This is a genomic window from Xanthomonas sp. F10 (assembly GCF_014206815.1).
Taxonomy (GTDB): Bacteria; Pseudomonadota; Gammaproteobacteria; order Xanthomonadales; family Xanthomonadaceae; genus Xanthomonas_A; species Xanthomonas_A indica.
This window is the reverse complement of the sequence record NZ_JACHNP010000001.1, coordinates 2,089,202-2,113,417: the sequence shown is the minus strand read 5'-3', so window position 1 is coordinate 2,113,417 and position 24,216 is coordinate 2,089,202. Positions and strand designations below refer to the sequence as shown.

Sequence of the window (24,216 nt, the reverse complement as noted above, 5' to 3'; positions counted from 1 at the left end):
CTCCGACACTCACAGGGGAGTTGCGCCGACTTTTATGTTGCCGATAAACACGGCTTTTGCTCGCGGTCCATGCCTCTTCGCCTTTGGCGATCCATGTATGCCTGCTCCGTCAAGGCGTCCAAGAAGGATTCGGTGCATGGCCGCGTTGCTCTGTGCGCGGAGCTGAGGACGGCAGGCGCAATCAGTACGTCCTCCTTGAGTGCGACAGTCGTGAGGCCCTGCGTGCCGTCCAGTCCGTCCACGGTGAATTCGTCCACGATGGCCAGTCCGGCACCGGAACGTACCAATGCACAGGCGAGGTCCATGTTGTGGACGTTGACGCGTGCGTCCAGGGACACGCCGGCCCGCTCCAGGGCTGCGGACAGCAATTGCCCGAATGGGATGCTTGGGTGGGGTGTGATCACGGCATGCTTTGCCAAGTCAGTGAAGGACACGCTTTCGGCCGTCGCCAAAGGATGTCCGCTCTGCATCACGCACACCATGCGTCCCTCCGTGAGCGGTTGGACCTGGAGTTGCAAATGATCCATTGCCACGGCGGCAACCGCGATATCCGCTTCTTCGCTGAGCAATGCCTTGGGCATGTCGGCGAGAAGACTGGTGCGCAGCTGTACCTGTACTTTCGGGTGCCGCTCCATGAAGCGAACAACCGCTCTGGATACCAGGCCCCGACTCAAGCAATAGCTGGAAATCACGGTGAGGTGTCCCACTGAAGCGGTGCGCAGGCTTGTCACGAAATCATTTACGCGGATCGCGTGTTGGAAGAACGCGTTGACCTGCTCGATCAGCGCTTCTGCTTCCGGCGTGGGCACCAATCTACCCTTGGTGCGTTGAAAGAGTGTGAGGCCCAGTGACTGCTCGGTGTGCGCAAGCGAGCGGCTGACGGCGGGCTGTGACGAGCAAAGCATGGCGGCGGCGCCTTTCACTGTGCCGGTCAGCATCACCGCGCGGAAGACTTCCATCTGTTTGAGTCGAAACTGCATGGCGGCTACTCGATAGCGTTCAGGATTGGCAGATCATGGCCGCTGTTTATCGGTTATGCGTCTTCTGGTGTAGCGGTTGTACCGGCTTCTTTCGTTATGCCTTCAATAAATATTTCTGTGATTCAAGGGTGAGAGCCGTAGCCTGCACTTGTATCGAACATTTAAAAACAAATTTGTTCCGCTTTACGGCTACCCAATATGCCACCGCCGGCCCTATGATCGCCGCCGTTTTGACTCGTCCGTGCAGCCGCTCATGGCTCGCGGCCAACCACCATGACACGCCGCGTCACCATACAGACGCCCCTGGGAGAGCAACTGCAGTTCCGGCAGTTGCAGGGGCGGGAAGAACTGAGCCAGGTCTTCAGCCTCGACATCGACCTGCTGAGCGAAGACAAAAGCATCGACCCCAAGGCCCTGCTGGGCAAGAGCGCCACGGTGGTGGTGGAGACCGAAGGCGGAGGCCGGCGCTACCTCAACGGGATCGTGACGCGCTTCGGCACGCAGGGACAGGACCACCGCTTCTACGCTTACCGCCTGCGGCTGCAGCCCTGGCTTTGGCTGGCCTCGCGCAAGAGCGATTTCCGGATATTCCAGAACAAGAGCGTGCCCGACATCATCGAGGAGGTGCTGGGCGCGTACGGATATCCGATGGAAAAGAAGCTCAGCCGCAGCTACCGCACGTGGGAATACTGCGTGCAATATGACGAGAGCGACCTGCAGTTCGTCTCGCGGCTGATGGAGCACGAGGGCATCTATTACTACCACCAGCATGCGCAGGGCCAGCACACGCTGACGCTGGCCGACGACATCGTGGCCTCGCACCAGCCGCTGCCCGGGGCGGCCACGATTCCGTTCTATCCGCCCGAGAAGTCGGCCACGGCGGACCGCGAGAACATCCACGCCTGGGAGCTGCACGAGGAGATCCACTCGGGCCGCTTCTACAACGACGACTACGACTTCAAGAAGCCCAAGGCGGACCTGGCGAACATGCGGCAGATGCCGCCCGGGCACAGCCACGACGCCTACGAAACCTACGAGTGGCCCGGGGGCTACACGGAGTTCGGCGACGGAGAAGCCTATGCGCGGGTGCGGCTGCAGGAGAACCTGAGCGGGCGCAGCACGGTGCGCGGCGAATCGCGCCACCGGTCGCTGGCGACGGGCTACCTCTTCACGCTGGAGAACTACCCGCGCGGGGACCAGAACCAGCAGTACCTGATCACCGGCCTGCAGTACCACTTCAAGGAGAACCCGCGGGTGAGCGCGGCGAACCCGGGGGGCAAGGGCACGGTGCAGGAAGAGGGCTCGTTCCAGCGGTTCACGCTGCAGGCGCAGCCCACGAGCCTGCCGTACACGCCGGCACGGGTGACCCCCAAGCCGAAGACGACGGGGCCGCAGACGGCGGTGGTGGTGGGCCCGCCGGGCGAGGAGATCTGGCCGGACCAGTACGGGCGGGTGAAGGTGCAGTTCCACTGGGACCGGCAGGGCAAGTTCGACGAGCAGTCCAGCTGCTGGATCCGCGTGTCGCACGGCTGGGCGGGGCAGAACTACGGGAGCATCTACCTGCCGCGCATAGGCCAAGAAGTTATCGTGGATTTTCTCTCCGGAGACCCGGACCAGCCGATCATCACGGGGCGGGTGTACAACGCGGAGCAGATGCCGCCGTGGAAGCTGCCGGAACACAAGACGCAGTCGGGCACGCTCACGCGCTGGAGCAAGGGAGGTGGCGGGGCGAGCATGCTGCGCTTCGAGGACCAGAAGGGGATAGAGCACCTGGAGTTGTCGAACACGTACGGCAACACGTACCTGAACATGGGGTACCTGATGCACCAGGGCACGGGGTCGCAGCGGGGATATGGCTTCGAGCTGCGCACGGACCTGTGGGGCTCGATCCGGGCGGACAAGGGCCTGCTCATCACCACCTACCCGCAGGACTTCACGTCCATGGTGGCCAACTTCAACCCGGACGGCTTCGACCAGCTGGGCGCGGGCCTGTCCGGCACGGCATCGCTCATGCAGCAGGCCAGCCAGGCGGCGCAGACGCTGGACTCGAATCTTGGCGCACTCAACTCGCTCAAGACCTCGCACATGATGGAACTGGGCGCGGGCATCGCGGCCATGACCGGCGCGCAGGCGGCATCGGCATCGCTGTCCAAGGCGGCTGCCGCGCTGTCGGCCTTCCAGGGCGGCGGTGGTGGTGCGCCGGAAGCGGCCCTGCCGTCGGACACCGATCCGGCCATGCCGCAGTCGCAGGCGCTGCGCGAACTCTCGCGCGACATCACGCAGCCCATCGTCTCCATCGTGAGCCCGCAGGGCCACACAATGGTCAGCCCCAAGCCGATCGTCATCAGCTCGGGCCAGAGCGCGTCGATGCACGCCACGCAGCACATCACCGTCTCCAGCGGCGCGCAGCTCACACAGCTCGCCAAGGCCGGCATGCTGACGCACGTCTCCGAAGGCGGGCAGCGCACCACCGTGGGCGCGGGCGACATCGCCACCGATGCGCAGACGGGCAACCTCAACCTCACCGCGCAGCAGAACGCGACCCTGGCCTCGCGCACGGACACCGCCACCGTCGTGGGCCAGCAGAACGTCAACCTGCAGGCCACCGAGGACTCGGTGCTCGTCAAGGCCGGCCAGCACATCCGCCTGCAGGCGGGCGCGACGATCACGCTCACCGCGGGCGAGGGGGCCTCCATCACCCTCACCAGCGACGGCAAGGTGGAGATCCGCGGCAAGAACGGGCTCATCGAGCTCAAGGACGTGCTCACCGTGCTGGGCAAGCCCGTCAACATCAACTGACCTCCCGCGGCCCCGGCCGCGGAACCATCCATGCAGTACCACATCCAGGAAGCCACCTTCGACCTGCCCGAGGGCAGCTTCATCGACCGCAGCGTGAACGTGCTGGTCTTCGGTGATCCCGCCCTGCCTTTCAGCGTGGTCATCACGCGCGACTATTTCGACGAGGGCGGAAGCGTTGAGCAACTGCTGCGCGAGCAGGTCAAGGCGCTGTCCACGTCGGGCAAGCAGTTCAAGGAACTGGAGTTCGGCACGACCCATCTGCCGTTGAATTCGCCGGCGGGCGCACCTTCTTCCGGCGGAGCGCACAACGCTGCGGGTGCATACGTCACTTACACGAAGCAGGGCCATCCCATCCACCAGAAGATCGTGCTCGCGGAGATGCCCGGGCGCCGCGCACTGGTCGTGACCGGCACGTATGCCGGCCCCTGGAAGGAGGAGCACGTCGCCCACTGGGCCTCGGTCCTGCACAGCCTGCGCCTGCGCGCGTGAGGCCACCGGTCTCTTTCCCACACCAGCTTTAACCGCACTACGCCATGCCCAAGGCCGCCCGTCTGCACGATCCGATCGCCCACAGCTATGCCAGGGAGGGGCACGCTGCCGGCGCGGCCGCGGCGGTCGGCATCGAATTCGGGGCCGCGGTGGCGATCGGCGCCGTGGTGGGTACGATCGCCTGTCCGGGCCTGGGCACGGCCGCCGGGATTGCGATCGGCCTGGGTGTTGCCGTGGCGTCGTTCGTCGTGGCACATGCGTTCTCGCTGGTGGGCGACTTCGTTCAGTCGTTCGGCGAGGCCTTCGGGCGAAGTTTCACGTCCGAGTGCGGCACGCTCACAGCGACCGGATCGACCACGGTTTTCATCAACGGCAAGCCGGCGATCCGCACGGGGCTGGACGTGGCCATGTGCGACAAGCACAGCATGCCCACCAGCCTGGTCATCTTCGGCAGCGAGAACGTCTTCATCGACAGCTACCGCGCCGCACGCGAAGGCGACTGCGTGGACTGCGAGGCGAAGATCAGCAAGGGCTCGGAAGACGTCTTCATCGGTGGCGAGTCCGTGCCTATCGCGGAGTTCCGCGTGCGCGAGGTGCCGCAGTCCGATCGGGACTTCGCCAGCAAGGCGCGCTTCTGGGCGGGCATCCTCGGTGGCGCTGCCGGCGCGCTCAAGGCCGGCGTCAAGTGTTTCGGGATGGCCGTGCTCTCGGGCGTGGTGGGCGCGAAGGTGATGGGCGAAGTGATGCCGTCTTTCGACGGCGGGTCGTCCACCGCAACCAGTTGGGGGGACGGAGCGGGCACGGCCGTGGGCAACTTCCTCCAGGGCAAGCCGGTGCACGTGGTGACCGGCGCCAAGGTGCTGCTGGGCGACGATGACACCGACTTCAGCCTGCCAGGGGCGCTGCCCATCGTCTGGCGCCGCACGTATGCATCCTGCGATGCGCGCACGGGCGCGCTGGGCACGGGCTGGAGCGTGCCTTTCAGCGTGGAACTGGTCTTCGAAGGCGGCAAGGCGCACTTCATCGACGAGTCCGGCCGCGACATCCCCTTCGACGACCTGCCGCCCGGCGGCCAGATGTTCAGCGTGCCGGAAGGCGTGCAACTGAGCCGCGGGGAGGGCGGCGCCTACTTCATCGGCATGCCTGCGCTGGGCTGGATCTACTGCTTCGGCCAGCGCACCGGCAGCAGCGATGGAGAACGCCTGGGGTTGCTGCAATGGGCGGATTTCAACGGCAACACCATCGACTTCCACCGAGATGCCGATGGCGTGGTGCGGCATGTGACCGACAGCGCGGGCCACCGGCTCGCACTGCGATATGCACAGGCCGGCGGGCTGCGCCTCGTGCGCGTGGACCTCACGGCGGGCGGCCCGGCCGGCACGCTGGTCGAATACCGCTACGACGCCCATGGCCAGCTCGCCCAGGTCATCGACCGCCTGGGGCGCTGCGTGCGGCGCTTCACCTGGGAGGGCTCCACCCTCGTCGCACAGACCTTCGCCAGCGGGCTGGTGGCCCGCTACCGGTGGGACCGGCCGGCTCCGGAAGGCCGCGTGGTGCAGCACTGGCTGGAGGATGCGGCCCCGGGCATGCCCGCCACGGCCTGGACCTTCGAGTACGACCTGCCCGGCGAACGGGCCGGCGATCGGCGCACGCGCGTCACGGACCACCTCGGACGGGTGCAGCTCTTCGACCACGACGCGGACCAGAACGTCACGCGCATCGAGGATCCGCTGGGGCAGGTGCAGCGCATGGAGTGGAACGGCCTGTGGCAACTGCTGGCCTGGACGCGTGCGGACGGCAGCCGGTTCACCTTCACCTACGACCGCCTGGGCAACCTGACCGGCGCCACCGACCCGCTGGGGCAGACCGCCCGGCTGGACTGGCACGAACGCCTGCAACGCGTGCGCGCGGCCGCCGCCGTGGACGGCACCCGCTGGCACTACACCTACGACGACCGCGGCAACCGCACGGAGGTGCTCGGGCCGCCGCTGGACCCTGGCACGCCGCCGCATATCCCGGGCGACGAGGGCGAGGCGCGCTGGCGCGAATCCACGCTGCACGACCCCCGTGGCCTGCCAGTGGTCACCATCGACGCGAACGGTGGACGCCAGCAATGGGCCTGGGATGAACGCGCCCTGCTGGTGCGCCACACCGATTGCTCGGGCAAGACCACGCGCTTCGAGTACGACGCCAACGGATTCCTGAGCAAGCACACCGATGCGCTGGGGCAGACCACGCACTACGTGCACGATGCCCTGGGCCGGCTGCTGAGCGTGACACGGGCGGACGGCACAGCGGAACGGTATAGCTACGACGACGCGGACCAGCTCGTGTCAGCTGGCGATTCGAGTAACCGGCTCACGCAGTACCGCTACGACATCCACGGCAAGCTGCTGGCGCTGCAGCGGCCCGACGGCAGCACGGTCCACCTGGGCTACGACGCAGCGCACCGCCTCGCGAGCCTCGTCAGCGAGAACGGCGCCACCTACCGCTTTGCCTACGACACGGCGAACCGGATGGTGCAGGAATTGCGGCCGGACGGTAGCCGCCACACCTTCTCTCACGATCCGCTGGGGCGCGTGGTGGAACTGCGAGAAGACCCCGGCGAGGACGACGTGGTTGAGCAGGCCATCCAGGGGCATGTGCCGGCGGCGCCGATCCGCACCACGTGCGAGCGCGACGGCATCGGGCGGCTGATCGCCAAGCGCGTGCTGGCCGTGACGGGAACACCGTCTCCGCAAGACGTCATCGTGCAGCGCTTCGCCTACGACAAGATGAACCGGCTGGTGCGTGCGGAAACGCTCGATGCTGCCGGCCAGTCGCCCGCGCAAGTGGCGGAATTCGGCTACACCCTGCTGGGCGATCTGGCGCTGGAGGCAGCGGAGGACACGGCATCCGGCACCCGTAGCGTAATGCGCCACACCTGCGACCCGCTGGGCAATCGCCTTGCCACCGAACTACCGGATGGGCGCGTGCTGCGCGAGTTGCACTATGGCAGCGGCCATGTCCATCAGATCAGCCTGGACGGCGTGGTGGTCGCCGACATCGAGCGTGATGACCTGCATCGCGAGGTGCTGCGCACGCAAGGACGCTGGGCGAGCCGCCGGGCCTACGACCCACTGGGCCGGCAGCGGGCACAGTGGACCCAATCGGCGAGCCTGCGTGTAGGCGGCGATTGGGCGCAACAGATGCCGGACGCGACGACCGCACCGGGATTGGCAGTGCCCACGGACGGCCTGCGCAAGCAGTGGGACTATGACGCCGCGGGTGAGTTGGTGCGCACGCGCCACAGCCGTAATGGGGAGACCCGCTACCGCTATGACCCGGCAGGCCATGTCCTGTCGGCCACGCTGCAGATCGCAGGCGCTGTGGGCGGCGTGTCTCCAGCCCTGCAGCAGGCGTTGCACGAGGTGTTCCACTACGATCCGGCCGGCAACCGGCTGGACGCGCCCGTGACGCAGGGCGCAGAGGGCAGCCGGGGCTGGGTGCGCCACAACCGGGTGAAGGTGCTGCAAGACAAGCGCTTCGACTACGACGGCTTCGGCCGCTTGGTGCGCAAGCGCATCGGCGCGCACACCGAACTGCACTGCCGCTACGACGCACTGCACCGCATGACCCATGCCTCCGTCATCCGCGCGGGCCGCGACGGTGAACCCATCCGCCAGGTCTTCCGCTATCGCTACGACCCGCTGGGCCGGCGCATTGCCAAGGAGGACGACTTCGGCCAGACGCGATTCGTGTGGGAAGGTATGAGGCTGCTGCAGGAGAGCCGTGGCGCGCACAACAGCACCTATGTGTATGAACCGGCCAGCTACCGGCCTCTGGCGCGCATCGACGGTACCGGTTCGCTGGAACCGGAGCATCCAGTTGCAGTGCTGGCGCTGGCAGGGGAAGACCCGCGAGGCGACCCCGCCGCGGGCAAGGTCCGTTCGATCCCGGTCACCAACGGCGACTCCAGTGATGCTCGCCATGCCGTAGCAGGGCCGGTGGGGGCTACCGCGCGCTACCTGGCTGGCATCGAAGCACGGGAGCGGGGCGTGCAGGAAGAAGAGACCGGTGGGTCTGCAGAACCGTGCGGGCCGGCACAGCGCACCGCGCCGGCATCGACGCCAACTGCGCGCATCTACTACTTCCACCTGCAACCCAGCGGATTGCCTGAGGAGATGAGCGATCTCAATGGGCACCTCGTGTGGAGGGCTCAGTACCGGTTGTGGGGCAACGCGGTCGCCGAGGAGTGGCAGGCCTTCGATGCTGCGGGCCGACCGGTGAACGCTCCGATGGTGGAGACGGGCATCCGGGCGCAAGTCAGCGCGACCCCCATGCCGCAGAACCTGCGGATGCAGGGGCAGTACCTGGACCGGGAAACGGGGTTGCACTACAACACCTTCCGGTACTACGACCCTGACCTTGGCGCCTTCACCGCACCGGATCCTATTGGATTGGCTGGCGGGATCAACCTGCATGGATATGCGTCCAATCCCTTGTCCTGGATCGATCCTTGGGGCTGGGCTTGTATTCCGAACAAGGTGGCAGGTACGGCACGCGAAGCGCGCGTAGGTGCTAAATTGGACGGTAAGTTCGGCGCGTCAAATGTCTTGCGTGAACGATATCTGCGCGACGCAAATGGGAAGATTGTTCGGGATCCTGTGACCGGCGAAGCACGTCGTGTTGACTTTGTTGTGAAAGGTCCAGACGGCAAGGGTACGGCTGTAGAAGTGACGAGTCGAACTGCCGATAAGCGCGCGCAGACTTTGAAGGAAGCGCGTATAAGAAGCCAAGGTGGAACTTACGTCCGGGAGCCAGGGTCAAAAGTTCTGGTTGAAGTTCGGAACACGTCTAGAGTCATTCGAGTGGAGTAGTTTGATGGAAGATTTTATGATGTCCCCAAGTCTGGTGGATATGTACCAGTCGTCGAAGAATAAAGAGTGGCGCTCCCGCGTGAAGGCGAAGACAACGATTGTTTATAGATTCCTACGGGATCACGGCCTGAGCAAAATAGAGTTGCTTGATGAGTCGGGCGATGCAATTGAAGACTTGGTGTTGATGCGCTCGCATCTCACAGATGCCGGGGCAAAGCTTTTTGAAAAGGCAATTCCTGCATGGGATCGTGCCCGTGATAAGGATGGAAATCTTTCTAATCTCACGCAGTTGGAAAACGGCCTAAAGAAGATATTGGCAGAAGCTTAGGCTTTTCCTGGCGCGTTTCAAGAGATTCAGAATGATGCGTCGCAGCTCGCACACCAACTACAAGCTCCTAGAAACCCAGATCTACGAATACAAGGGCAGCTATTTTGTGCTGGAGATGTGCCAGCAGGGACAGGTGCTGCTGCCCCAACACGGCTCCGAACAACTCGCAAGCGAGTTCTGTGCGTTGAGCGCGAAGCTAGACCGCGACGTTGGCGCTGAGGAGTTGGGACAAGCCACGCTGAAGGCCCTCAACGACTTTGACACGCAGGCTCACTCCTTCGATGAGTACGATATCGCGGGTCGCAACAAAGTGGTTTCCGGATGGTTCGGAGCGCGAGGAATGGGTATCCTGGAGAAGAACTGCAGGGTCGTTCAGGTGTTGCGATATCTGGAAAGGGGAGAGATCCGCGTCGTCCCATTCGATAATCACAATCGAATTAACTGGAACGGTCCCATGGAGGAAAAGGCAGTCAGCCTCTCCGGGAATGCGGGTGCTTTCGAGGTCGGACGCACAGTGCAGTCCGCATTTTTATCGGCGACGTACCATCCTAAGAGAGAAGACCCTGTCTCCTGATGAGCGGTAGAAGTACACGCCCTAGCTGTCGAGTCTCAGCAGCTGGTTCACACAATTTGCCCGCGCACCTCGCATAGATGATGAAGTACTTAAAGTTGGCCTGTTTTCTGGCCTCCTCGTTGCTCCTATTGTCCGGGGCCTCTGCGCAGACGGCGTGCCCTTCGGGGGTTGCGCCTGGTAGCGCACGCTGCGGCCCGAGCCCTGATGGTGGACCGGAGGCGCCGCCCCGGCCGACGGGCGAGTGGATCAAAACATGGGGAGCCATTGCCACCTCGCCCAGCGGCAATGGTGGGGTGAGCTCGCAGCAACTGTCGGAAGAGGCCGCGCGCAACAAGGCGCTGGAGAACTGCAGAAGCGCTGGACCCGGGGAGTGCAAGGTGCAGATCACCTACCGGAACCAGTGCGTCTCGCTCGTGCATCCAACACAGGGCGCTGGCGGTGTATTCATGACCGGCCCGACGATCGAAGAGTCTGTGCGCCTGGGCAAGGCCAAGTGCGCAGCGCTGGGAAAGGGCGAGTGCGCAGTGAAGGTTTCCGAATGCTCGGACCCAATTTTCAGAAAGTTCTGAGAGCGCCTTGCATGCGCCTCTGGGTGTTGTCATGGCAGATCCCAAGCCCCCGAAGATCTATGGGCTGACCCCGAGGTACGAACGTGGAAGGTTGCTGCGCTGGGCGGTATCCATCGTCCGCCGGGGGGAGCACTTTGCCAAGGAATTTCGTGTTGCTACGTACGGTGATGTGGAGGCGGCGAAAGCCGCAGCCATCGCTTATCGTGACCAACTGCTCAAGGAGTTCCCGGCCACGAGCCGGCGCGACTTCGCCACGATCGTCCGTTCCAACAACACGTCTGGCGTACCTGGCGTGGTGCGCAGGGAGGAGAACGGCTTTGCGCGGTGGTGCGCGATGGTGTCGCTGCCGAACGGAAAGTCGCGCAGGAGGACCTTCGCCGTGACGAAGTACGGCGAGGACCAGGCGCGGGAGCGGGCCATCAAAGCGCGGCTTGAATTGCTCCAGCTGCTCGACGGCTGGTTCGTGCATCACCCGGACGCCGTACCGGATGGGCAGACTCCATCCGAGATCGTTGCGCCCGCCACGCCCAGGCGAAATACGCGGCCGGCTCAGGCGTCCAGGCGAGAGCCCTCGCCGGAAAAGCGGGTGTATCGCATGGAGCTCAAGTGGACGCGGCGTGACGGTACCGAGGTCCGCCGCGACTACTGGATAGCCGAATGCGACGTGCCCATGGGTGGCGTCCGGCGCAAGCAATTCGCGGTGTCCGAGTATGGAGAGGTAGAGGCGCGGCAACTGGCCTATGAGCAACGCCGGAAATGGCTTGCGCATCCTCCCGAGGCAGCGCCCCGCCGTGCTCGGCGGTCGAGCGTTGGCAGCCCTTCGGGCGGCTCCTCGCCGGCGGTCAGCGCGCCGGCGCCGGCGATGCCAGCAAGTCGAGCGCGGACATCAGCGCATCGGCAGGCACCGCTCCGGTGAGGCGCAATTCCTTGCCGCTTTTGCGGTCCCGCAGCCGCAGCGTCGGCGTCCCGGTGATGCCGTCTGCAGCGGCCTGCTGTGCTTGCTGGCTGACGCTGGTCTTCGACTCTTCGCCGCTCGCGCAAGCCTGTATCTTGGGCGTCATGCCCGGGTAGAGGGTGCCGTCCGGCACAGCGCGGCTCTCGGCGCGCGTGTGCGCGTAGATCCAGTCCACCGCCTGCCAGAAGCCTGCGTGACCGCGCTCCTTGCCGGCGCATTCGGCGAGCCGGGCCTCCTGGCTGGCCGCCGGCTCGTGGGCCTGCAGCGGGAGGTGATGCCACTGCAGGTTGACGTCCGGTGTGGCGTCGATCCAGCGCACGAGCTCGGGAACGTAGTCCCGGCAGTACGGGCATTCCAGGTCAGCATAGACAGTGATCGTGAAACGCGCATCCGATCGGCCGCGTGTCCAGGGCGGCCCTGGGGGCAGGGGCGGCATGGGTTGGGATGGGCGAGCTTCGGAGGATGCTACCTGTGGATCCTCCGGCCAGATGGCGAGCGCGAGCGCTGCCGCCATCAGAACGGCCGCGGTGGCGATCGGCCATTCGACCTGGGAGAGCGCTGTGCGCCAGCGCTCGAGGCGGGTGACGGTGGGTTGCATGGGTGGACTCTCTTTCAGCCGAGGGCGTGGTGTGGCAGCGGCTCAATGCCGCGTGCGCGATCGATGCGCTCCGCGACCAGGATGGCGGCGTCGAGCTCGTTGATGCCGTGCTGCTGCATCAGCGAGAAGCGTTCCGCTTTTTCTTCGGGTTCGGTCATGGCCATCGCCAGGTACAGGCTGGGCGGCACGGCCCGGAAGAGCAGCTCCATCGATTTGGAGAGGATGACGCCCTCGGTGAACTTGCCCGCTTCCTTGCGGGCCGAGAGCATCAGCGCCTTCTGTGCGGGGTTGAGCTCGCGGAAACGGGCGATCTTCTCCACCTCGTCCGGCGGCATGGACAGGCAGATCCACCACTCGATCATGTTGAGCATGGGCTCCGCGGCCTTGGGCAGGTCGTCCAGGTTTTGCGTCGCGAGCCAGAACCAGGCGCCGAGCTTGCGCCACATCTTGGTGATCTTCACGACGTAGGGCGCGAGCAGTGGGTTCTTGGTGATGATGTGGCCCTCGTCGGTGACGTTGATGATGGGGCGGCCGAGGAACTGGTCGCGCTCCGCGATGTTGTTGACGGTGTTGATGAGCGAGATGTAGGCGACGGACAACTGCGCGTTGTAGCCCTCGCGCGCATACGTGGCGAGGTCCACGATGGTGATGTCGGCCTCGGGCCACGGCGTGCCGGCGCGGTCGAACATCTCCCCGTCGGCGCCCTGGCAGAACATGTCCATGGCGTCCGCCATTTCCAGCAGCCGGGCGCGGCGCATGTCGGGCAGATTGGTGTCGCCGGCCCGTTCGCGCAGCGCGTCACGCACGTCCCGCGTCAGCACGGTACGGCTCGCTGCCGTGCAGCGGCGAGCGGCATCGAGGATGCACTGCCGTATCAGGCTGCGGTCGGCGCGCGTCATCCGCGCCTCTTCCTTGTCCTCGCCGCCGGTAATCATCAGGCGTGCGGTGATCTCCAGCTCGCCGAGCACGTCGCGCTGCTCGTCGCCGTCGGGAGCGGCGCCGCCGGCATCGGGCGTTTCATCGAGGGCGTCTGCGTCCAAGGTGCGGACCTGGCTGGGCGTGTCCACCAGGCGCCGCGCATCGGCGAACGGGGCGAGGCTGACGCCAGCGCCCGGGGCGAGACGCACGCGGTTCACCGTGAGGCCGAGACGGGCGGCGAAGTCGCCGAATAGCCCGAAGGAGTTGCCCGCTTCGACGATGAACAGGCGGGGGCGATACATCGCCGTCACCTGGTTGAGGAGGTTGTTGAGGGTGGCGCTCTTGCCCGAACCGGTCGGCCCGAACAGGAACAGATGGGCGTTCATCTGCCGGTCCAGCCGGTTGAGCGGATCGAAGGTGATCGTGTCGCCGCCGCGGTTGAACAGCGTGATGCCGGGATGGCCCGTGCCGCGGCTGCGCCCCCATACGGGGGCGAGGTTGGCCGCGTGCTGCACGAACATCAGCTGCGTGTACCACTGCCGCGTGTCCTTCGCCGGGTCGAACACGCAGGGCAGCCAGCGCAGGTAGGTGTTGAGGGGGGCGACCTCGTCGTCCTCGCGCACCGGCTGCAGGCCGGCGCCCAGCATCACGTTGGCAAGTTGCACGCCGCGTTCGTCCAGTTGCGCGAGATCCTGCCCGCGCAGGTAGAAGGCGAGGGCACCGCGGTAGAGCTTGTGCGCGCTGCCGATGAGGCCGCGCGCCTCCTGCACGTCACGGCGCGTCTGCTCGGAGGCCAGCGTCTCGCCCACGGCTTTGCGCGCGAGGTGGTTCAAATGGGATTCGAGCACGTCCTGCGGCGTGGCAACCAGCGTGAGGCACATCACCGTGTCCTCCGGCATCTGGTCGAACAGGGCATTGATCGTGTCGCCCTTGCGCGTCTCGCCGGTGAGGTGGCCCGTGCCCGGTGCGTTGCGCAGGCGGTCCATCACCACGGCGCGGTGGGGCATGCCGTCGAACCACCAGAGGCCGTTGTCCACGTCGGAGCGCGGCGGACCGAAGAACAGGCGCTGTGCGAAATCGGTGCCGCTTGCGAGTTCGATCTCGCCTTCCTCGGCTACGTCGGGATAGCGCGTCAGGTCGTAGAAGCGTTCCCGGTGCAGCGCGGTATCGCCGAGCATTCTCGGCTGGGGATTGAACCAGCGCAGGAGCCAGGCATGGACGTCCGGGGCGCCCAGGCGTTCCGCCCTCACGCCGGCGTTGGCCAGGCCGCCCTGCAGGCGGTCGCAGATGGTGCTCAGCGCCTGCTCGGGCGAGAGGCCCCGGCGCAGGCTGGCGGTGTCGTTTATCCGCCGGTAGACCACCATGCGCACGCGGCGCGCCTGCCCGCGCCAGGGCAGCCGGGTGACGGCTGTGTCCTCGAACAGGCCGCCGGGCTTGGCGATGGCGCGTAGGTGGTGGGCGAAGAAGCGTTGGTAGAAGGTGGTGAACGCCGTGCCGCGCGCACGCGGCTGCACGTAGGCGTCCAGGCCGCGCAGGTAGCGGTCCCAGCTGGCCTCGTCCTGCGCATAGAGCTGCACCACCCAGGGGTGGTCGTCCAGCTCGTCGAAGGCGTCCTGCAGCGCGTTCTCCAGCGCATCGCGCGCCTGCCACAGCCATGCCATCTCGCGGCCCTCCGTGCCGATGGGCACGAGCTCGAAGAACGCGGCCACGGACATGCCGTCGTCGAGCAGCATGCTGCGCGAGTCAGGCAGGTATTCGGCCCACGGAAGCATGTCCACGAAAGAGGGGGCAACGCCGTAGAGGGCATGCTCGTCGTCTTCGGTGGCGCGTGGCGTGCCGGGCGGGTGCGCGTGGGCGCCTGGCGCCGGAATGCCGTTCTCGGCGAGCCGGGAGATGTGGGTTTCCCATGCATCCTGTGGCTCTGCGCCCGGGTGGTCCGGAGCGGAAGAGCCCATTGCGGCGACACCGCTGCGCAGCCGATGCAGCGCACCCGCGGCGCGCTCGGACCAGCGCCAGCGCGGCCGCCGCGGCATCAGTAGTCCTCCACACGTTCGCCGGGCATGGCGTACTGCACGCGCTGGTACAGCGGGAACACCGTGCTGTAGCCCGGCACGGGGACGGGATCGGTGCCGGCCAGGTGCGGGAACACGTACATCACCAGGTCGGGGTTGGGCAGGCGGCGGAACTGGCGGTAGATCTCGTTCTGGGCGGTGCGGCTGTAGGCCGCGTTCTCGACGGGGATGGCCTGGACGTCGGTCGCCGTCAGCGGGCGACGCAGGACCTGTCGCGCATCGAGCAACTGGCGTGCCGCCGCGCCTCCGACCTGGGCGGCGGGCGCTCCGGTGCCGCCGGTCTCCTGGTCCCAGATGTCCCGCATCGTGCGGTCGCCATGCGACAGCAGGTCGTCCTTGTGCGTGGCGCAGCCGGGCAGCAGCAGGGCGATGGTGACGAGCAGGCAGCGCAGCGGCATGCGGCGCTCAGTCCAGGTCGGTTGCATGGGGTCCTCCAGTGGTGTGGCGGACCTTGCGGCCCAGGGCGTCGTAGTCGATCTGCAGGGGTTGTTCGAGGTGGACGGCGACCTGGGCGCCGGGTGGCACGTAAACCGCGGCAAAGGCCTGGCCGTAAAGCTTGTTCACCCACTGCGACATCTCCTGCACACCGCCCGCGAGGATGCGGCCCATGGCCTCGTTGCCCGAGATGCCGACGGTGCCCAGCGAGCCGTTGCCGTTGCTCACCACGGCGACACTGCCGCTGTCGCTCTTTATGAGCGACGCCGCGCCGGCGCCCGCGGCGGTGATGAGGGCCTGCGACCCGAGGTACTGCTGCGCATTGCTGCGCCGCTCGCCGCTGACGCAGGGGATGCCGTGCGGATCGCTGATCCAGCCGAGGCCGCCCAGGATGGGGCCCTGGCCGTCGGCGGTATTGCCGTTGCCCGAGCCGCCGCGGTTGCTGCCGGCGCCGCCCTGGGCCTTGTCGTCCGGGACCGTGCGGATGGTGCCGTCGCGAAAGACGAAGGTGACCGAGCGGATCTGGCCGCGCACGCACGAGAGCGTCCAGTCACCGGAGGCGGTGCCGCTGACCACGGCGCCCGCCACCTCCGGCAGGTCGATGCCGTTGGCCGTCAGGTTGTCGGGGCCGATCAAGACTTTGAAGGGATAGGGATCGTTCACCGTGCCGTCGATCGGCACGCGGCCTATTAGGGCCGTCATCGCGACGGAACCCATGAGCGTGGCATTCGTGGGCAGGGTGTAGACGGGCTTGGAGGGCTTGGCCTCAGTGGTGGGCGAGGTGCCGGCTGGCGTGGCGGATGCTGTGCCGCCGCCCGCGCCGCCATCGGCGGGACCGAAGTGCATGGGAAAGCGATCGGCCTTGCCGGTGCCGCCGGGCGCGGTCTTTCCTGCGTCGGGCCGCGCATCGTCGGGTTCCACCCACCGCACGCCAGAGGCGCCGGAGGTGCCGAAGCCCTTGCCGTCGCCGTCCTCCAGCCCGAGCCCGACCGGCAGGTCGGCCGAGCCGCCCTTCGCCCCGAGCTGGTCCAGCTTGTGCTGCAGATCCTGCAGCATGCTCTGGGTCTGCTGCTTGTCACCGGCAACCTGGTCATGCTCCTGCTGCTGGCGCTTGCGCTCGCCCTCGATGGCGGTCTGGATGCGCTGGTCGATGGAGTTGTCGCGCTGGCGAAGCCGCTCGTTCTCGGCCCGCTGGTCCTTGTTCTCGCCGACCGCGGTCTGCAGTTCGCCGCGCAGTTGCTTGACCTGCGCGACCAGGGTGGCCACGGTGTCGCGCGGGGTGTCGCCGTCGATGCCCAGGGCCTTCATTTCCTCGGGCGTGAGCTGCGCGGTGCCGCTGCCTGCGGCGGACTTGTCCGAGCGCCCGGAGGTGAGATGGATGCCGAGAAAGACCAGCAGCGCGACCACCGGGATCATCAGCCACTTGAGCAGGCCGTTACTTTTCATGGGCGGCTCCCGATGGCTGTTGCGGTGTGGCGGGCGTGGTCGCTGTGGCCTCCGTCACTGCGGCGGCGGCCGCCGGGGGCGGCGGCAGGTTCTGCGCGGCATCGATCTGGCTGATGCGCGGTAGCAGCGCATCGCTCAGCCCGCGGCCGCGCGTGACGAGGTAGAGCACGGTGGTATCCGTGGTGTCGCCGGCCGGTCCCAGGCCCGGGTGCTGGAACGTCGCGGCGACGAAGTCGCCGATCAGCACGCGGGGGTCGAGATCCACCCAGCGCGGCGAGGTATTGGTCAGGCGGACCGCGGTCACCCACTGGTCCTCCATGCGCCAGGCGGCCAGGGCCTGCGCACGCACGGGCAGCGAAGGCGCGAGGGCGTCCAGGTTCAGGCCACGGCGCAGGTTCGCCTGCGACACGCCCCGCGCAGGTTCCACCGTGCGCAAGGGAGCGTAGAGGCTCTGCGCGGCATAGCGGGTGAGCACCACGGCGAACGGGGTCTCGTGGCGCGCGCGTGTCTCGCGCTCGGTGGGGCCGGACGCATGCGTGTCGGTGTGTTGTTCGCCGCTACCCGTGTCGGTGTCCGCTGCCCCGTCGCGGGCGCCGTAGCGCGGGTTCGCCGTGTCGCCTTCGACAATGCGCACCGGCTCCAGCGGCGCCTGGCCTTCCTTGGGCGCTTCGGTGGCGATATCGATCAGGATCAGCGCGCCACTGTCCGCGTCCTGCAACTGCAACCGGGTCGGCTCGATCGCCTCGCTCGCGCGCAGGTAGATCGCGCCGCCCGCGCTCTGCACGCGCAGCCGATCGGCGATGGCGGTGGGCACCCCCACGCGCACGTTCCGATCGATGAAGACTACGCGCTCTTCTCCGACGCGCAGGGGTACCGCCAGGGGCATGCGCTCCCAGCGCAGGATCTGCAGCGCATGGGCTGCGGGCGCGCCGCCCAGCCAGAGCGTGGCGCCCAGCGCGAGCGCGCGCAGGGCGAAGGGAATGGATCGGATCATGGCGTGCTTCCAGGCAATGGCGCGGCGGGCGGGGATGGGGAGCCGGGTGCGGCGGGCGCTGGCGCGGGGGGCGTGATGCGCTGCGGAGTGCCGCTGTAGCAGTCGAGGGCCAGGCCGAACGGGTTCCGCTCGGGATCGACGTCGAGGCGGACCACCTTGAGCGGGTAGCGCACGAGCGCCCGCTTCACCTGCTCGCCGCCGTAGTACTCGTCCGCGCTGACGTCGAGCGTCACGATCCAGTCGCGCTCGGACAGGACCTTGACGCGCGTCGCGGGGTCTTCGCCGTAGCTGCGGCCCGGGATCTCGTAGATGCCACGCACGCGCTGGCGCAACTCGCCGTTGTTGCGGCGCGTCTCGTAGTCCTGCTGCAGCAGTGCCTGGCAGGATGGGGTGAGGTAGGCGGACAAGGCGCGCAGGTTGCGGGGGTAGTCTTCCTCGCCGTTCGTGGGCCAGCGATTGATCTGCTGGAAGATGTAGTACGCGAACGCGTACACGTTCTCGGGCGGCACGTCCCACCACTTGCGCGTGCTGCCCGATCGCAGGTCGGGCGGCACGTGGATGGTCAGGTGGCGCGGCGCATTCGCCCAGCCCAGCGCCAGCAGCAACGCCAGCGCGAACAGTGCCGCGCCCACCCGGCGCAGGGTGGCGACGTGGGCCTGGAGGTGCGCCACCTCGTTGCGGAAGCGGCTCATGGCCGGCCCCGGGGATGTACGTGGCGTGGGTGGCGGCCACGCAGGCGGCGCACAGGTGCCGTGCGGCGTGTGGTCCAGCAGCCGGAGCGCGTGACCAGCCCCTGGCCGCCCAGGCGCGCGGCCCACAGCGGATGGCGCAGGGCCAGCCGCCACTGCATCTGGCGGTACAGCCAGGTGTCGGGCCGGCCGCGCTTCTGGCGCCGCAGGATGCCGCCCCCGATGAAAACGCCCGCGGCGATGCCCGCCACGATCATCGTGGGCACCATGGCGATGCTGCGCGTGAGCCACGCCAGCGGCAATCCTGCGGCCAGGCCGGCGGCGGCGGATGCGCCGGCGCAGACCCAGAGTTCGTCGGCGGTGAGGCCGCGCACCACCACGGGCTGGCGGTTGAGCCGGTGCGGGAGGAAGGCGACGAGACCGTCGCGTGTCGTGTCCTGGGCAGCCATGGGCACGCTGCTACAGGATGGCCGTGGCCTTGGTGAGCAGCCAGATGCCCACGACCAGCAGCATCGCGCCCACCGCCACCGTCAGGCCGAAGGCGCCCCAGGTGGCGCGGCCGGTGTGGATTTCCGAATAGCGGGTGTAGGCGTGGTAGCAGACGCCGACGAACATGGAGGCCACGACGAGCAGCGCGACCAATAGCACGATGTCGTAGCCGTAGTTCTGCAGCGTCTGCAGGATGCCTTTGCCAGCGCCGCGGGACGGGTCTTCCATCGTGGGCAGGCCGGCCGCGAACGCTGGTGCTGCGATCGGCAGCAGGACGGCGGTCGCCAGGATGGGCGCGGCGCGCGAGGCGCGGCGTCGGGGGAGGGTGGATGCTTGCATGGCAGTTCCTCGGTTCATCGGGTTGATCGGGATCAGCGGGAAAGCAGCAGGAAGGTCAGCACTAGGTAGAGCGCGAGGAAGCGGACGATCACCGCGACGAATTGGCGTTGCGACAGGCGCTGCTCGGCCCAGCCGGCGTAGGCGGCGCGCATGGCCCACACGCCCCACAGCAGCAGTACGGCGAACACGAAGCCGAGCACGACATCGGCGACGGCCGAGGCCGGGAACCCGCCGTTGGCCTGGAAGGCCGCGAGCTGGTCCGCGCTCGCGGTCATCGCCGCGGCTCCGCAGGCGCCGGCCTCGGGGCGCTCTCGCGCGTGTATTCGCCCGCCAGCGCTGACGGGTCGCGCGGCTGCGCGCGCACCGGGACCAGGTAGCTGGCGAAGCCCGCCTGCATTCGGCGCACGTCGTCGTGCAGGCGCGCGTAGTCGAAGTGGTATCGGGACGGCTCGGCGGCCGCTGCGGGAGCCGCCATGGCGGCGAGCCGGTCCGCCTGATCGAGCAGGCGCTGTGCGCCTGCCAGCCGCTCGCGTTCGAGGGCGGTGTCGGCATGGGCGGACGCCGCGCCGAAGAGGAGTGCCATGGCCAGCACGCCGGACAGGGGGAGGCGAGGGGATGCGGCGTGGCTGGCCGTGGCACGCGGGGTCATGTCGAGTCTCCTTGCTGTGCTGTGGGGAGACTCGATGCTGCGCAGGCGGGCGCACAGGCGCTTCAATCAATGCGGCTACGGCTGCGACCGCATTTCGCTGAGAAGGTGACGCGCACGCCCAAGAGTAGCGGCAATTCAAGAGGGGATTTCACCCAGAGCGGGGAGGACTTTCACCCAGGAAAAACCGTCTCTTCCGAGCAGTGCCGGCTCTCGTAATTTTCCCAATAGGAACGGCAGAAGCAGGCTGACATCATTGCCCGCAGATGGCCTTGGGCGCATCGACTGGGAACAGCTACCGCGAGGACGATGGTGTGAGCTCCAGCTTGTTCCGCAACGAGGTCTATGAGAACAGGCGCAGCTCGCTGGTCGGTTCCATATCCCTGCGGTCCCCACGGATTGGATGGGCCTTCATGGGGTTCAGTGTGTGCGCGGTCATCGCGATCGCGCTGCTGCTCGCCTTCGGCCAGTACACCCGCCGCGAGCCGGTCAGCGGGACCCTGGTGCCGAGCGACGGATTGCTCACGGTGGCGGCGCCCGCGACAGGCTCCGTCACCCGCGTCTTCGTGCGCGAGGGCGACCGCGTGCGGGCGGGCCAGCCGCTGCTGGAAGTGTCCGAAACGCAAAGCAGTGCATCGAAGGGTGATGTCGGCGTCGCTGTGTCGGAGCAACTGGCCTTCAAGCGCGAGAAGCTGTTGGACGATCTCTCCGGCCAGGACCGGTTGGCGGGCATGCAGCGCCGGGACATCCGGCAGCGGATCGGGCTGCTGCAGGCGCAGATCAGGCAGGTGGATGACCAGGCCGCGCTGCAGGCCCAGCGGGCGAAGGATGCCATGGCGCTCTACGAACAATGGTCGAAGTACCAGGATTCGGGCGTCGTCAGCAAGCAGCAGATCCTGACGCAGCACGATCAGGCACTGCAGCACCAGGCACAACTGATGGACCTGCGCCGGCAGGGATTTCAGCTGCACCAGCAACTGAGCGAACTGCAGGCGCAGGCCGATCAGTTGCCGGACACCGTCGCTGGCCGGACCAACGAGACCGAGCGCGAACTGTCCGATGTGGCGCAGCTCATCGCGAAGAACGCCGCTCAGCATGCAGCGCTTCTGAAATCTCCGGTGGACGGTACGGTGACCAGTGCCCCCATCTATGCCGGCCAATCCGTCGTGGCTGAACAGCCCATGGTGGCAGTACTCCCGGCGGCATCGACGTTGCAGGCGGAGCTTTGGGTTCCGACGCAGGCCGTCGGCTTCATTCGCAAGGGCGAAGAGGTCGTCATCCGGTACCGCGCCTATCCCTACCAGAAGTTCGGCCAGTACATCGGTCGAGTGCAGCAGGTGTCGCGCAGTTCGTTGTCGCCGTCCGAGGCGAACAAGGCCACAGGCAAGGACATCAAGGAGTCGAGCTACCGGGTGCTGGTGCATCTGGAGAACCAGCACGTGCAGGTGTACGGAAGGCCCGAGGCCTTGCGGCCCGGCATGACGCTCGACGCGGACATCCTGCTCGATCGCCGCCGGCTCTTCGAGTGGCTCTTCGATCCACTCTACGGCCTCAAGCGCCGCTCCTTTGAGGACCGCGAGCATGGCTGAGGCAGCCTGGGGAAGCGTGCCATGGCGGTGGGCGGACTGGCGCGCGGCGAGCCGGCTTCCCGTGGTGATGCAGACGGAGGCCGCGGAGTGCGCGCTGGCGTGCCTGACGATGGTCGCGGGCTACCACGGCCATCACGCCGATCTGGCCGGTATGCGCAGGCGGTTCAGTACCTCGCTCAAGGGTGCGACGCTGTCGCGTGTGATGCATATCGCCCACTCCCTGGGCTTCGCGACGCGGGCGCTGCGCGCGGAAATGCCGTATCTGCGCGATGCCGCGACCCCTTGCATCCTGCACTGGAATCTCAACCACTTCGTGGTGCTGAGCAAGGTGACGGCCAAGGGTATCGAGATCCACGACCCGGCGCGCGGCAAGGTGCGGATGGACATGGCAGAGGCCGGGAAGCATTTCACCGGCATCATCCTGGAGCTGATCCCGGGCGAGGATTTCGAGACGACGAAGCGCATGAAGCCCGTGCCGCTGCGATTTCTCACGGGGCGCGTCTCCGGCTGGAAGCGTTCTCTCGTTCAAGTCCTGGGCTTGGCGCTGGGCATCGAAGTGCTGGCGCTCACCCTGCCATTCCAGATGCAGTGGGTGCTGGACCAGGTGCTCGTGGGCTCCGATCGCAACCTCCTTCTGGTCATGACCCTGGGGTTCATGCTGGTGATCGCGATCCAGGCCGGCCTGACGCTGGCGCGGGCATGGCTGCTGAGCTGGCTTGGCGCGTCGCTGAGCGCGCAGTGGACCGGCAACCTCTTCAGCCACCTCATGAAGCTGCCGCTGGAATACTTCGAGAAGCGCCACATGGGCGATGTGGTGTCCCGGTTCTCGTCGATCCATTCGATCCAGGCCACGCTCACGGGCAGCTTCGTGGAGGCCATGCTGGACGGCGCGATGGGAACGCTCGCGCTGGTCATTCTGTGCTTCTACAGCCTGCCGCTCACCGGCTTCGTCCTGGGCGTATTCGCGATCTACGTCCTGCTGCGCTGGGCGATGTACCGCACGCTCTGGCGTACGACCGAGGAGCAACTGGTCTACGGCGCAAAGCAGCAGACGGTGCTGATGGAGTCCGTGCGCGGGGTGCAGGCCATCAAGCTGGCGAACAAGCAGGCCGACCGCAGTGCGCGTCTCGCAAATGCCACCATGGAGATGGCGGGCCGCGATCTGGTAGTCCAGCGCATCGCGCTGTCGTTCGGAGTGGTCAGCCAGTGCCTGTTCGGCCTTCTGCGCGCATCGCTGATCGCCTGCGGGGCGTATCTGACGATGCAGGGAAGGTTCACGGCGGGAATGGTGGTCGCGTTCGTCGCATATGCGGACCAGTTCTCCACCAAGATGGGCGGCCTGGTCGACAAGCTGGTCGAACTGAGGATGCTGCGCCTGCATGGTGAGCGCATCGCGGACATCGCCCTGGCGCTGCCCGAGCGGAACGCGACTACGGCGCGCAGCGGAGAGCGGGTTGTTCGCCCGCGCCTGGCGGTCAAGGATGTCAGCTTCCGCTACGCCGAGGGCGAGCCGCTGGTGTTGAGCGGGGTGGACATGGAGGTCGAGGCCGGCGCTTCGCTGTGCATCGTTGGCACCAGCGGCTGCGGCAAGAGCACCCTGGCAAAGGTGATGCTCGGGCTGCTGGAGCCCACCAGTGGCAGGGTGGAAGTCAACGGAGTGGATATTCGCCACCACGGCCTGAACGACTACCGCAGCCTGATCGGCACCGTGATGCAGGACGACGCGCTCTTCGCGGGGTCGATCGCCGACAACATCTCCTTCTTCGATGAAGCGGCGCGCCTGGAAGACGTGGTCGCGGCTGCGCGTCTGGCCCAGATCGATGCGGAGATCGAGGCCATGCCGATGGGCTATGAATCGTTCGTGGGCGACATGGGATCGTCGCTGTCCGGTGGCCAGAAGCAGCGCATCCTGCTCGCGAGGGCGCTCTACAAGAAGCCGCGGATTCTGGTTCTGGACGAGGCCACCAGCCACCTGGACATGGACTGCGAGCGCCGCATCAACATCGAGATCGCGCGCCTCGAAATCACCCGAATCATCATCGCGCACCGCCCCGACACGATCGCCAGCGCGGACCGGGTGGTGACCCTGCGCGGCGGGTGCGTCATCAGCGATCGCCCGGGCGAAGGCGGAGTCAAGCTGGAAGCGGTGCGACACCGATCCACAGAAATTTCAGGGTGAACCCATCCTGGATGCCGACGGCAGTGCGGCCTTCGCTGCCACCATGTTTGTTCCTACGGAGCAGGAAAATGCAGAACGACGACAACAGCAAGCGGGTGATGGGCTACGTGCATGCGCGCGAGCTGAGCAGCCAGGAGATCTCGCAGGTCTCCGGCGGCGAAGACGACGACGGCGATGACGGCGACGGCAAGAAGAAGAACCGCACCAAGGTCACCGTGGGTACCCCCAGCAACGGCACGGGCAACTCGCGCAGCGACCGCTGATGCGCG

General features: G+C 66.9%; 21 protein-coding genes. 10 read left to right on the top strand and 11 right to left on the bottom strand.

Annotated features, from left to right (window positions below; translation table 11 throughout):
• Positions 1–32: 32 nt before the first annotated feature.
• Positions 33–980: a LysR family transcriptional regulator gene (locus FHR56_RS09220; protein WP_160947762.1), complete on the bottom strand. Its 948-nt coding sequence runs from the start codon at positions 978–980 to the stop codon at positions 33–35.
• Positions 981–1,253: 273 nt separating this feature from the next.
• Here FHR56_RS09220 and tssI point away from each other — a divergent pair, with 273 nt between their 5' ends.
• The 7 genes from tssI to FHR56_RS09185 all read left to right on the top strand — a co-directional run bounded on the left by tssI (position 1,254) and on the right by FHR56_RS09185 (position 11,514).
• The gene (tssI, locus tag FHR56_RS09215) at positions 1,254–3,779 is read left to right on the top strand and encodes a type VI secretion system tip protein TssI/VgrG (protein ID WP_160947761.1); all 2,526 of its coding nucleotides are present in this window, start codon (positions 1,254–1,256) and stop codon (positions 3,777–3,779) included.
• A gap of 30 nt (positions 3,780–3,809) precedes the next feature.
• Positions 3,810–4,268, top strand: coding sequence for a DUF1795 domain-containing protein (locus FHR56_RS09210; protein ID WP_160947760.1), 459 nt, complete (start codon positions 3,810–3,812; stop codon positions 4,266–4,268).
• A 44-nt stretch (positions 4,269–4,312) separates the two neighbouring features.
• Positions 4,313–9,127: a DUF6531 domain-containing protein gene (locus FHR56_RS09205; RefSeq protein WP_160947759.1), complete on the top strand. Its 4,815-nt coding sequence runs from the start codon at positions 4,313–4,315 to the stop codon at positions 9,125–9,127.
• Between the two features lie 4 nt (positions 9,128–9,131).
• The gene (locus FHR56_RS09200; protein ID WP_160947758.1) at positions 9,132–9,455 is read left to right on the top strand and encodes a hypothetical protein; all 324 of its coding nucleotides are present in this window, start codon (positions 9,132–9,134) and stop codon (positions 9,453–9,455) included.
• 31 nt (positions 9,456–9,486) lie between these two features.
• Complete coding sequence (locus FHR56_RS09195) at positions 9,487–10,029, top strand: hypothetical protein (protein WP_160947757.1); 543 nt, start codon at positions 9,487–9,489, stop codon at positions 10,027–10,029.
• Between the two features lie 77 nt (positions 10,030–10,106).
• Positions 10,107–10,598 (top strand): DUF4189 domain-containing protein, encoded by a 492-nt coding sequence (locus tag FHR56_RS09190; RefSeq protein ID WP_343160766.1) that lies wholly within the window; start codon positions 10,107–10,109, stop codon positions 10,596–10,598.
• A 31-nt stretch (positions 10,599–10,629) separates the two neighbouring features.
• Positions 10,630–11,514, top strand: coding sequence for an AP2/ERF family transcription factor (locus tag FHR56_RS09185; protein ID WP_160947755.1), 885 nt, complete (start codon positions 10,630–10,632; stop codon positions 11,512–11,514).
• Here FHR56_RS09185 and FHR56_RS09180 read toward each other — a convergent pair.
• The 10 genes from FHR56_RS09180 to FHR56_RS09135 all read right to left on the bottom strand — a co-directional run bounded on the left by FHR56_RS09180 (position 11,441) and on the right by FHR56_RS09135 (position 20,182).
• The gene (locus FHR56_RS09180) at positions 11,441–12,151 is read right to left on the bottom strand and encodes a thioredoxin domain-containing protein (RefSeq protein WP_160947754.1); all 711 of its coding nucleotides are present in this window, start codon (positions 12,149–12,151) and stop codon (positions 11,441–11,443) included. The genes FHR56_RS09185 and FHR56_RS09180 overlap by 74 nt on opposite strands.
• Positions 12,152–12,165: 14 nt before the next feature.
• On the bottom strand, positions 12,166–15,024 hold the full coding sequence (locus FHR56_RS09175) for a conjugative transfer ATPase (protein ID WP_160947794.1): 2,859 nt from the start codon (positions 15,022–15,024) through the stop codon (positions 12,166–12,168).
• A 77-nt stretch (positions 15,025–15,101) separates the two neighbouring features.
• Complete coding sequence (locus FHR56_RS09170; RefSeq protein WP_160947793.1) at positions 15,102–15,539, bottom strand: TIGR03751 family conjugal transfer lipoprotein; 438 nt, start codon at positions 15,537–15,539, stop codon at positions 15,102–15,104.
• A 7-nt stretch (positions 15,540–15,546) separates the two neighbouring features.
• On the bottom strand, positions 15,547–17,022 hold the full coding sequence (locus tag FHR56_RS09165; protein WP_160947753.1) for a TIGR03752 family integrating conjugative element protein: 1,476 nt from the start codon (positions 17,020–17,022) through the stop codon (positions 15,547–15,549).
• On the bottom strand, positions 17,012–18,016 hold the full coding sequence (locus FHR56_RS09160) for a TIGR03749 family integrating conjugative element protein (RefSeq protein ID WP_160947752.1): 1,005 nt from the start codon (positions 18,014–18,016) through the stop codon (positions 17,012–17,014). The genes FHR56_RS09165 and FHR56_RS09160 overlap by 11 nt, the downstream gene beginning before the upstream one ends.
• Complete coding sequence (locus FHR56_RS09155; RefSeq protein ID WP_160947751.1) at positions 18,013–18,708, bottom strand: PFL_4703 family integrating conjugative element protein; 696 nt, start codon at positions 18,706–18,708, stop codon at positions 18,013–18,015. Before FHR56_RS09155 ends, FHR56_RS09160 begins: the two co-directional genes overlap by 4 nt.
• Positions 18,705–19,154 (bottom strand): TIGR03750 family conjugal transfer protein, encoded by a 450-nt coding sequence (locus tag FHR56_RS09150; RefSeq protein WP_160947750.1) that lies wholly within the window; start codon positions 19,152–19,154, stop codon positions 18,705–18,707. The genes FHR56_RS09155 and FHR56_RS09150 overlap by 4 nt, the downstream gene beginning before the upstream one ends.
• Before the next feature lie 10 nt (positions 19,155–19,164).
• Complete coding sequence (locus FHR56_RS09145; RefSeq protein WP_160947749.1) at positions 19,165–19,533, bottom strand: TIGR03745 family integrating conjugative element membrane protein; 369 nt, start codon at positions 19,531–19,533, stop codon at positions 19,165–19,167.
• A gap of 32 nt (positions 19,534–19,565) precedes the next feature.
• Positions 19,566–19,808: a TIGR03758 family integrating conjugative element protein gene (locus FHR56_RS09140; RefSeq protein ID WP_160947748.1), complete on the bottom strand. Its 243-nt coding sequence runs from the start codon at positions 19,806–19,808 to the stop codon at positions 19,566–19,568.
• Complete coding sequence (locus FHR56_RS09135) at positions 19,805–20,182, bottom strand: RAQPRD family integrative conjugative element protein (protein ID WP_160947747.1); 378 nt, start codon at positions 20,180–20,182, stop codon at positions 19,805–19,807. Before FHR56_RS09135 ends, FHR56_RS09140 begins: the two co-directional genes overlap by 4 nt.
• A gap of 311 nt (positions 20,183–20,493) precedes the next feature.
• Here FHR56_RS09135 and FHR56_RS09130 point away from each other — a divergent pair, with 311 nt between their 5' ends.
• The 3 genes from FHR56_RS09130 (at position 20,494) to FHR56_RS09120 (ending at position 24,210) form a co-directional block, all read left to right on the top strand.
• Positions 20,494–21,768, top strand: coding sequence for an HlyD family efflux transporter periplasmic adaptor subunit (locus FHR56_RS09130; protein WP_160947746.1), 1,275 nt, complete (start codon positions 20,494–20,496; stop codon positions 21,766–21,768).
• Positions 21,761–23,947, top strand: coding sequence for a peptidase domain-containing ABC transporter (locus FHR56_RS09125; protein WP_160947745.1), 2,187 nt, complete (start codon positions 21,761–21,763; stop codon positions 23,945–23,947). Before FHR56_RS09130 ends, FHR56_RS09125 begins: the two co-directional genes overlap by 8 nt.
• 68 nt (positions 23,948–24,015) lie before the next feature.
• Positions 24,016–24,210, top strand: a complete 195-nt coding sequence (locus tag FHR56_RS09120) for a hypothetical protein (protein ID WP_160947744.1) — start codon at positions 24,016–24,018, stop codon at positions 24,208–24,210.
• Positions 24,211–24,216 lie beyond the last annotated feature (6 nt).

What these genes read in the sequence shown, in the direction of transcription:
- FHR56_RS09175 (WP_160947794.1), bottom strand. Translation starts at nt 15,024, where the DNA reads ATGGGCTCTTCCGCTCCGGACCACCCGGGCGCAGAGCCACAGGATGCA.
- FHR56_RS09200 (WP_160947758.1), top strand. Translation starts at nt 9,132, where the DNA reads ATGGAAGATTTTATGATGTCCCCAAGTCTGGTGGATATGTACCAGTCG.
- FHR56_RS09155 (WP_160947751.1), bottom strand. Translation starts at nt 18,708, where the DNA reads ATGAGCCGCTTCCGCAACGAGGTGGCGCACCTCCAGGCCCACGTCGCC.
- FHR56_RS09205 (WP_160947759.1), top strand. Translation starts at nt 4,313, where the DNA reads ATGCCCAAGGCCGCCCGTCTGCACGATCCGATCGCCCACAGCTATGCC.
- FHR56_RS09210 (WP_160947760.1), top strand. Translation starts at nt 3,810, where the DNA reads ATGCAGTACCACATCCAGGAAGCCACCTTCGACCTGCCCGAGGGCAGC.
- FHR56_RS09220 (WP_160947762.1), bottom strand. Translation starts at nt 980, where the DNA reads ATGCAGTTTCGACTCAAACAGATGGAAGTCTTCCGCGCGGTGATGCTG.
- FHR56_RS09180 (WP_160947754.1), bottom strand. Translation starts at nt 12,151, where the DNA reads ATGCAACCCACCGTCACCCGCCTCGAGCGCTGGCGCACAGCGCTCTCC.
- FHR56_RS09170 (WP_160947793.1), bottom strand. Translation starts at nt 15,539, where the DNA reads ATGCCGCTGCGCTGCCTGCTCGTCACCATCGCCCTGCTGCTGCCCGGC.
- FHR56_RS09145 (WP_160947749.1), bottom strand. Translation starts at nt 19,533, where the DNA reads ATGCAAGCATCCACCCTCCCCCGACGCCGCGCCTCGCGCGCCGCGCCC.
- FHR56_RS09185 (WP_160947755.1), top strand. Translation starts at nt 10,630, where the DNA reads ATGGCAGATCCCAAGCCCCCGAAGATCTATGGGCTGACCCCGAGGTAC.
- FHR56_RS09135 (WP_160947747.1), bottom strand. Translation starts at nt 20,182, where the DNA reads ATGACCCCGCGTGCCACGGCCAGCCACGCCGCATCCCCTCGCCTCCCC.
- FHR56_RS09165 (WP_160947753.1), bottom strand. Translation starts at nt 17,022, where the DNA reads ATGAAAAGTAACGGCCTGCTCAAGTGGCTGATGATCCCGGTGGTCGCG.
- FHR56_RS09140 (WP_160947748.1), bottom strand. Translation starts at nt 19,808, where the DNA reads ATGACCGCGAGCGCGGACCAGCTCGCGGCCTTCCAGGCCAACGGCGGG.
- FHR56_RS09120 (WP_160947744.1), top strand. Translation starts at nt 24,016, where the DNA reads ATGCAGAACGACGACAACAGCAAGCGGGTGATGGGCTACGTGCATGCG.
- FHR56_RS09190 (WP_343160766.1), top strand. Translation starts at nt 10,107, where the DNA reads ATGATGAAGTACTTAAAGTTGGCCTGTTTTCTGGCCTCCTCGTTGCTC.
- tssI (WP_160947761.1), top strand. Translation starts at nt 1,254, where the DNA reads ATGACACGCCGCGTCACCATACAGACGCCCCTGGGAGAGCAACTGCAG.
- FHR56_RS09195 (WP_160947757.1), top strand. Translation starts at nt 9,487, where the DNA reads ATGATGCGTCGCAGCTCGCACACCAACTACAAGCTCCTAGAAACCCAG.
- FHR56_RS09160 (WP_160947752.1), bottom strand. Translation starts at nt 18,016, where the DNA reads ATGATCCGATCCATTCCCTTCGCCCTGCGCGCGCTCGCGCTGGGCGCC.
- FHR56_RS09125 (WP_160947745.1), top strand. Translation starts at nt 21,761, where the DNA reads ATGGCTGAGGCAGCCTGGGGAAGCGTGCCATGGCGGTGGGCGGACTGG.
- FHR56_RS09150 (WP_160947750.1), bottom strand. Translation starts at nt 19,154, where the DNA reads ATGGCTGCCCAGGACACGACACGCGACGGTCTCGTCGCCTTCCTCCCG.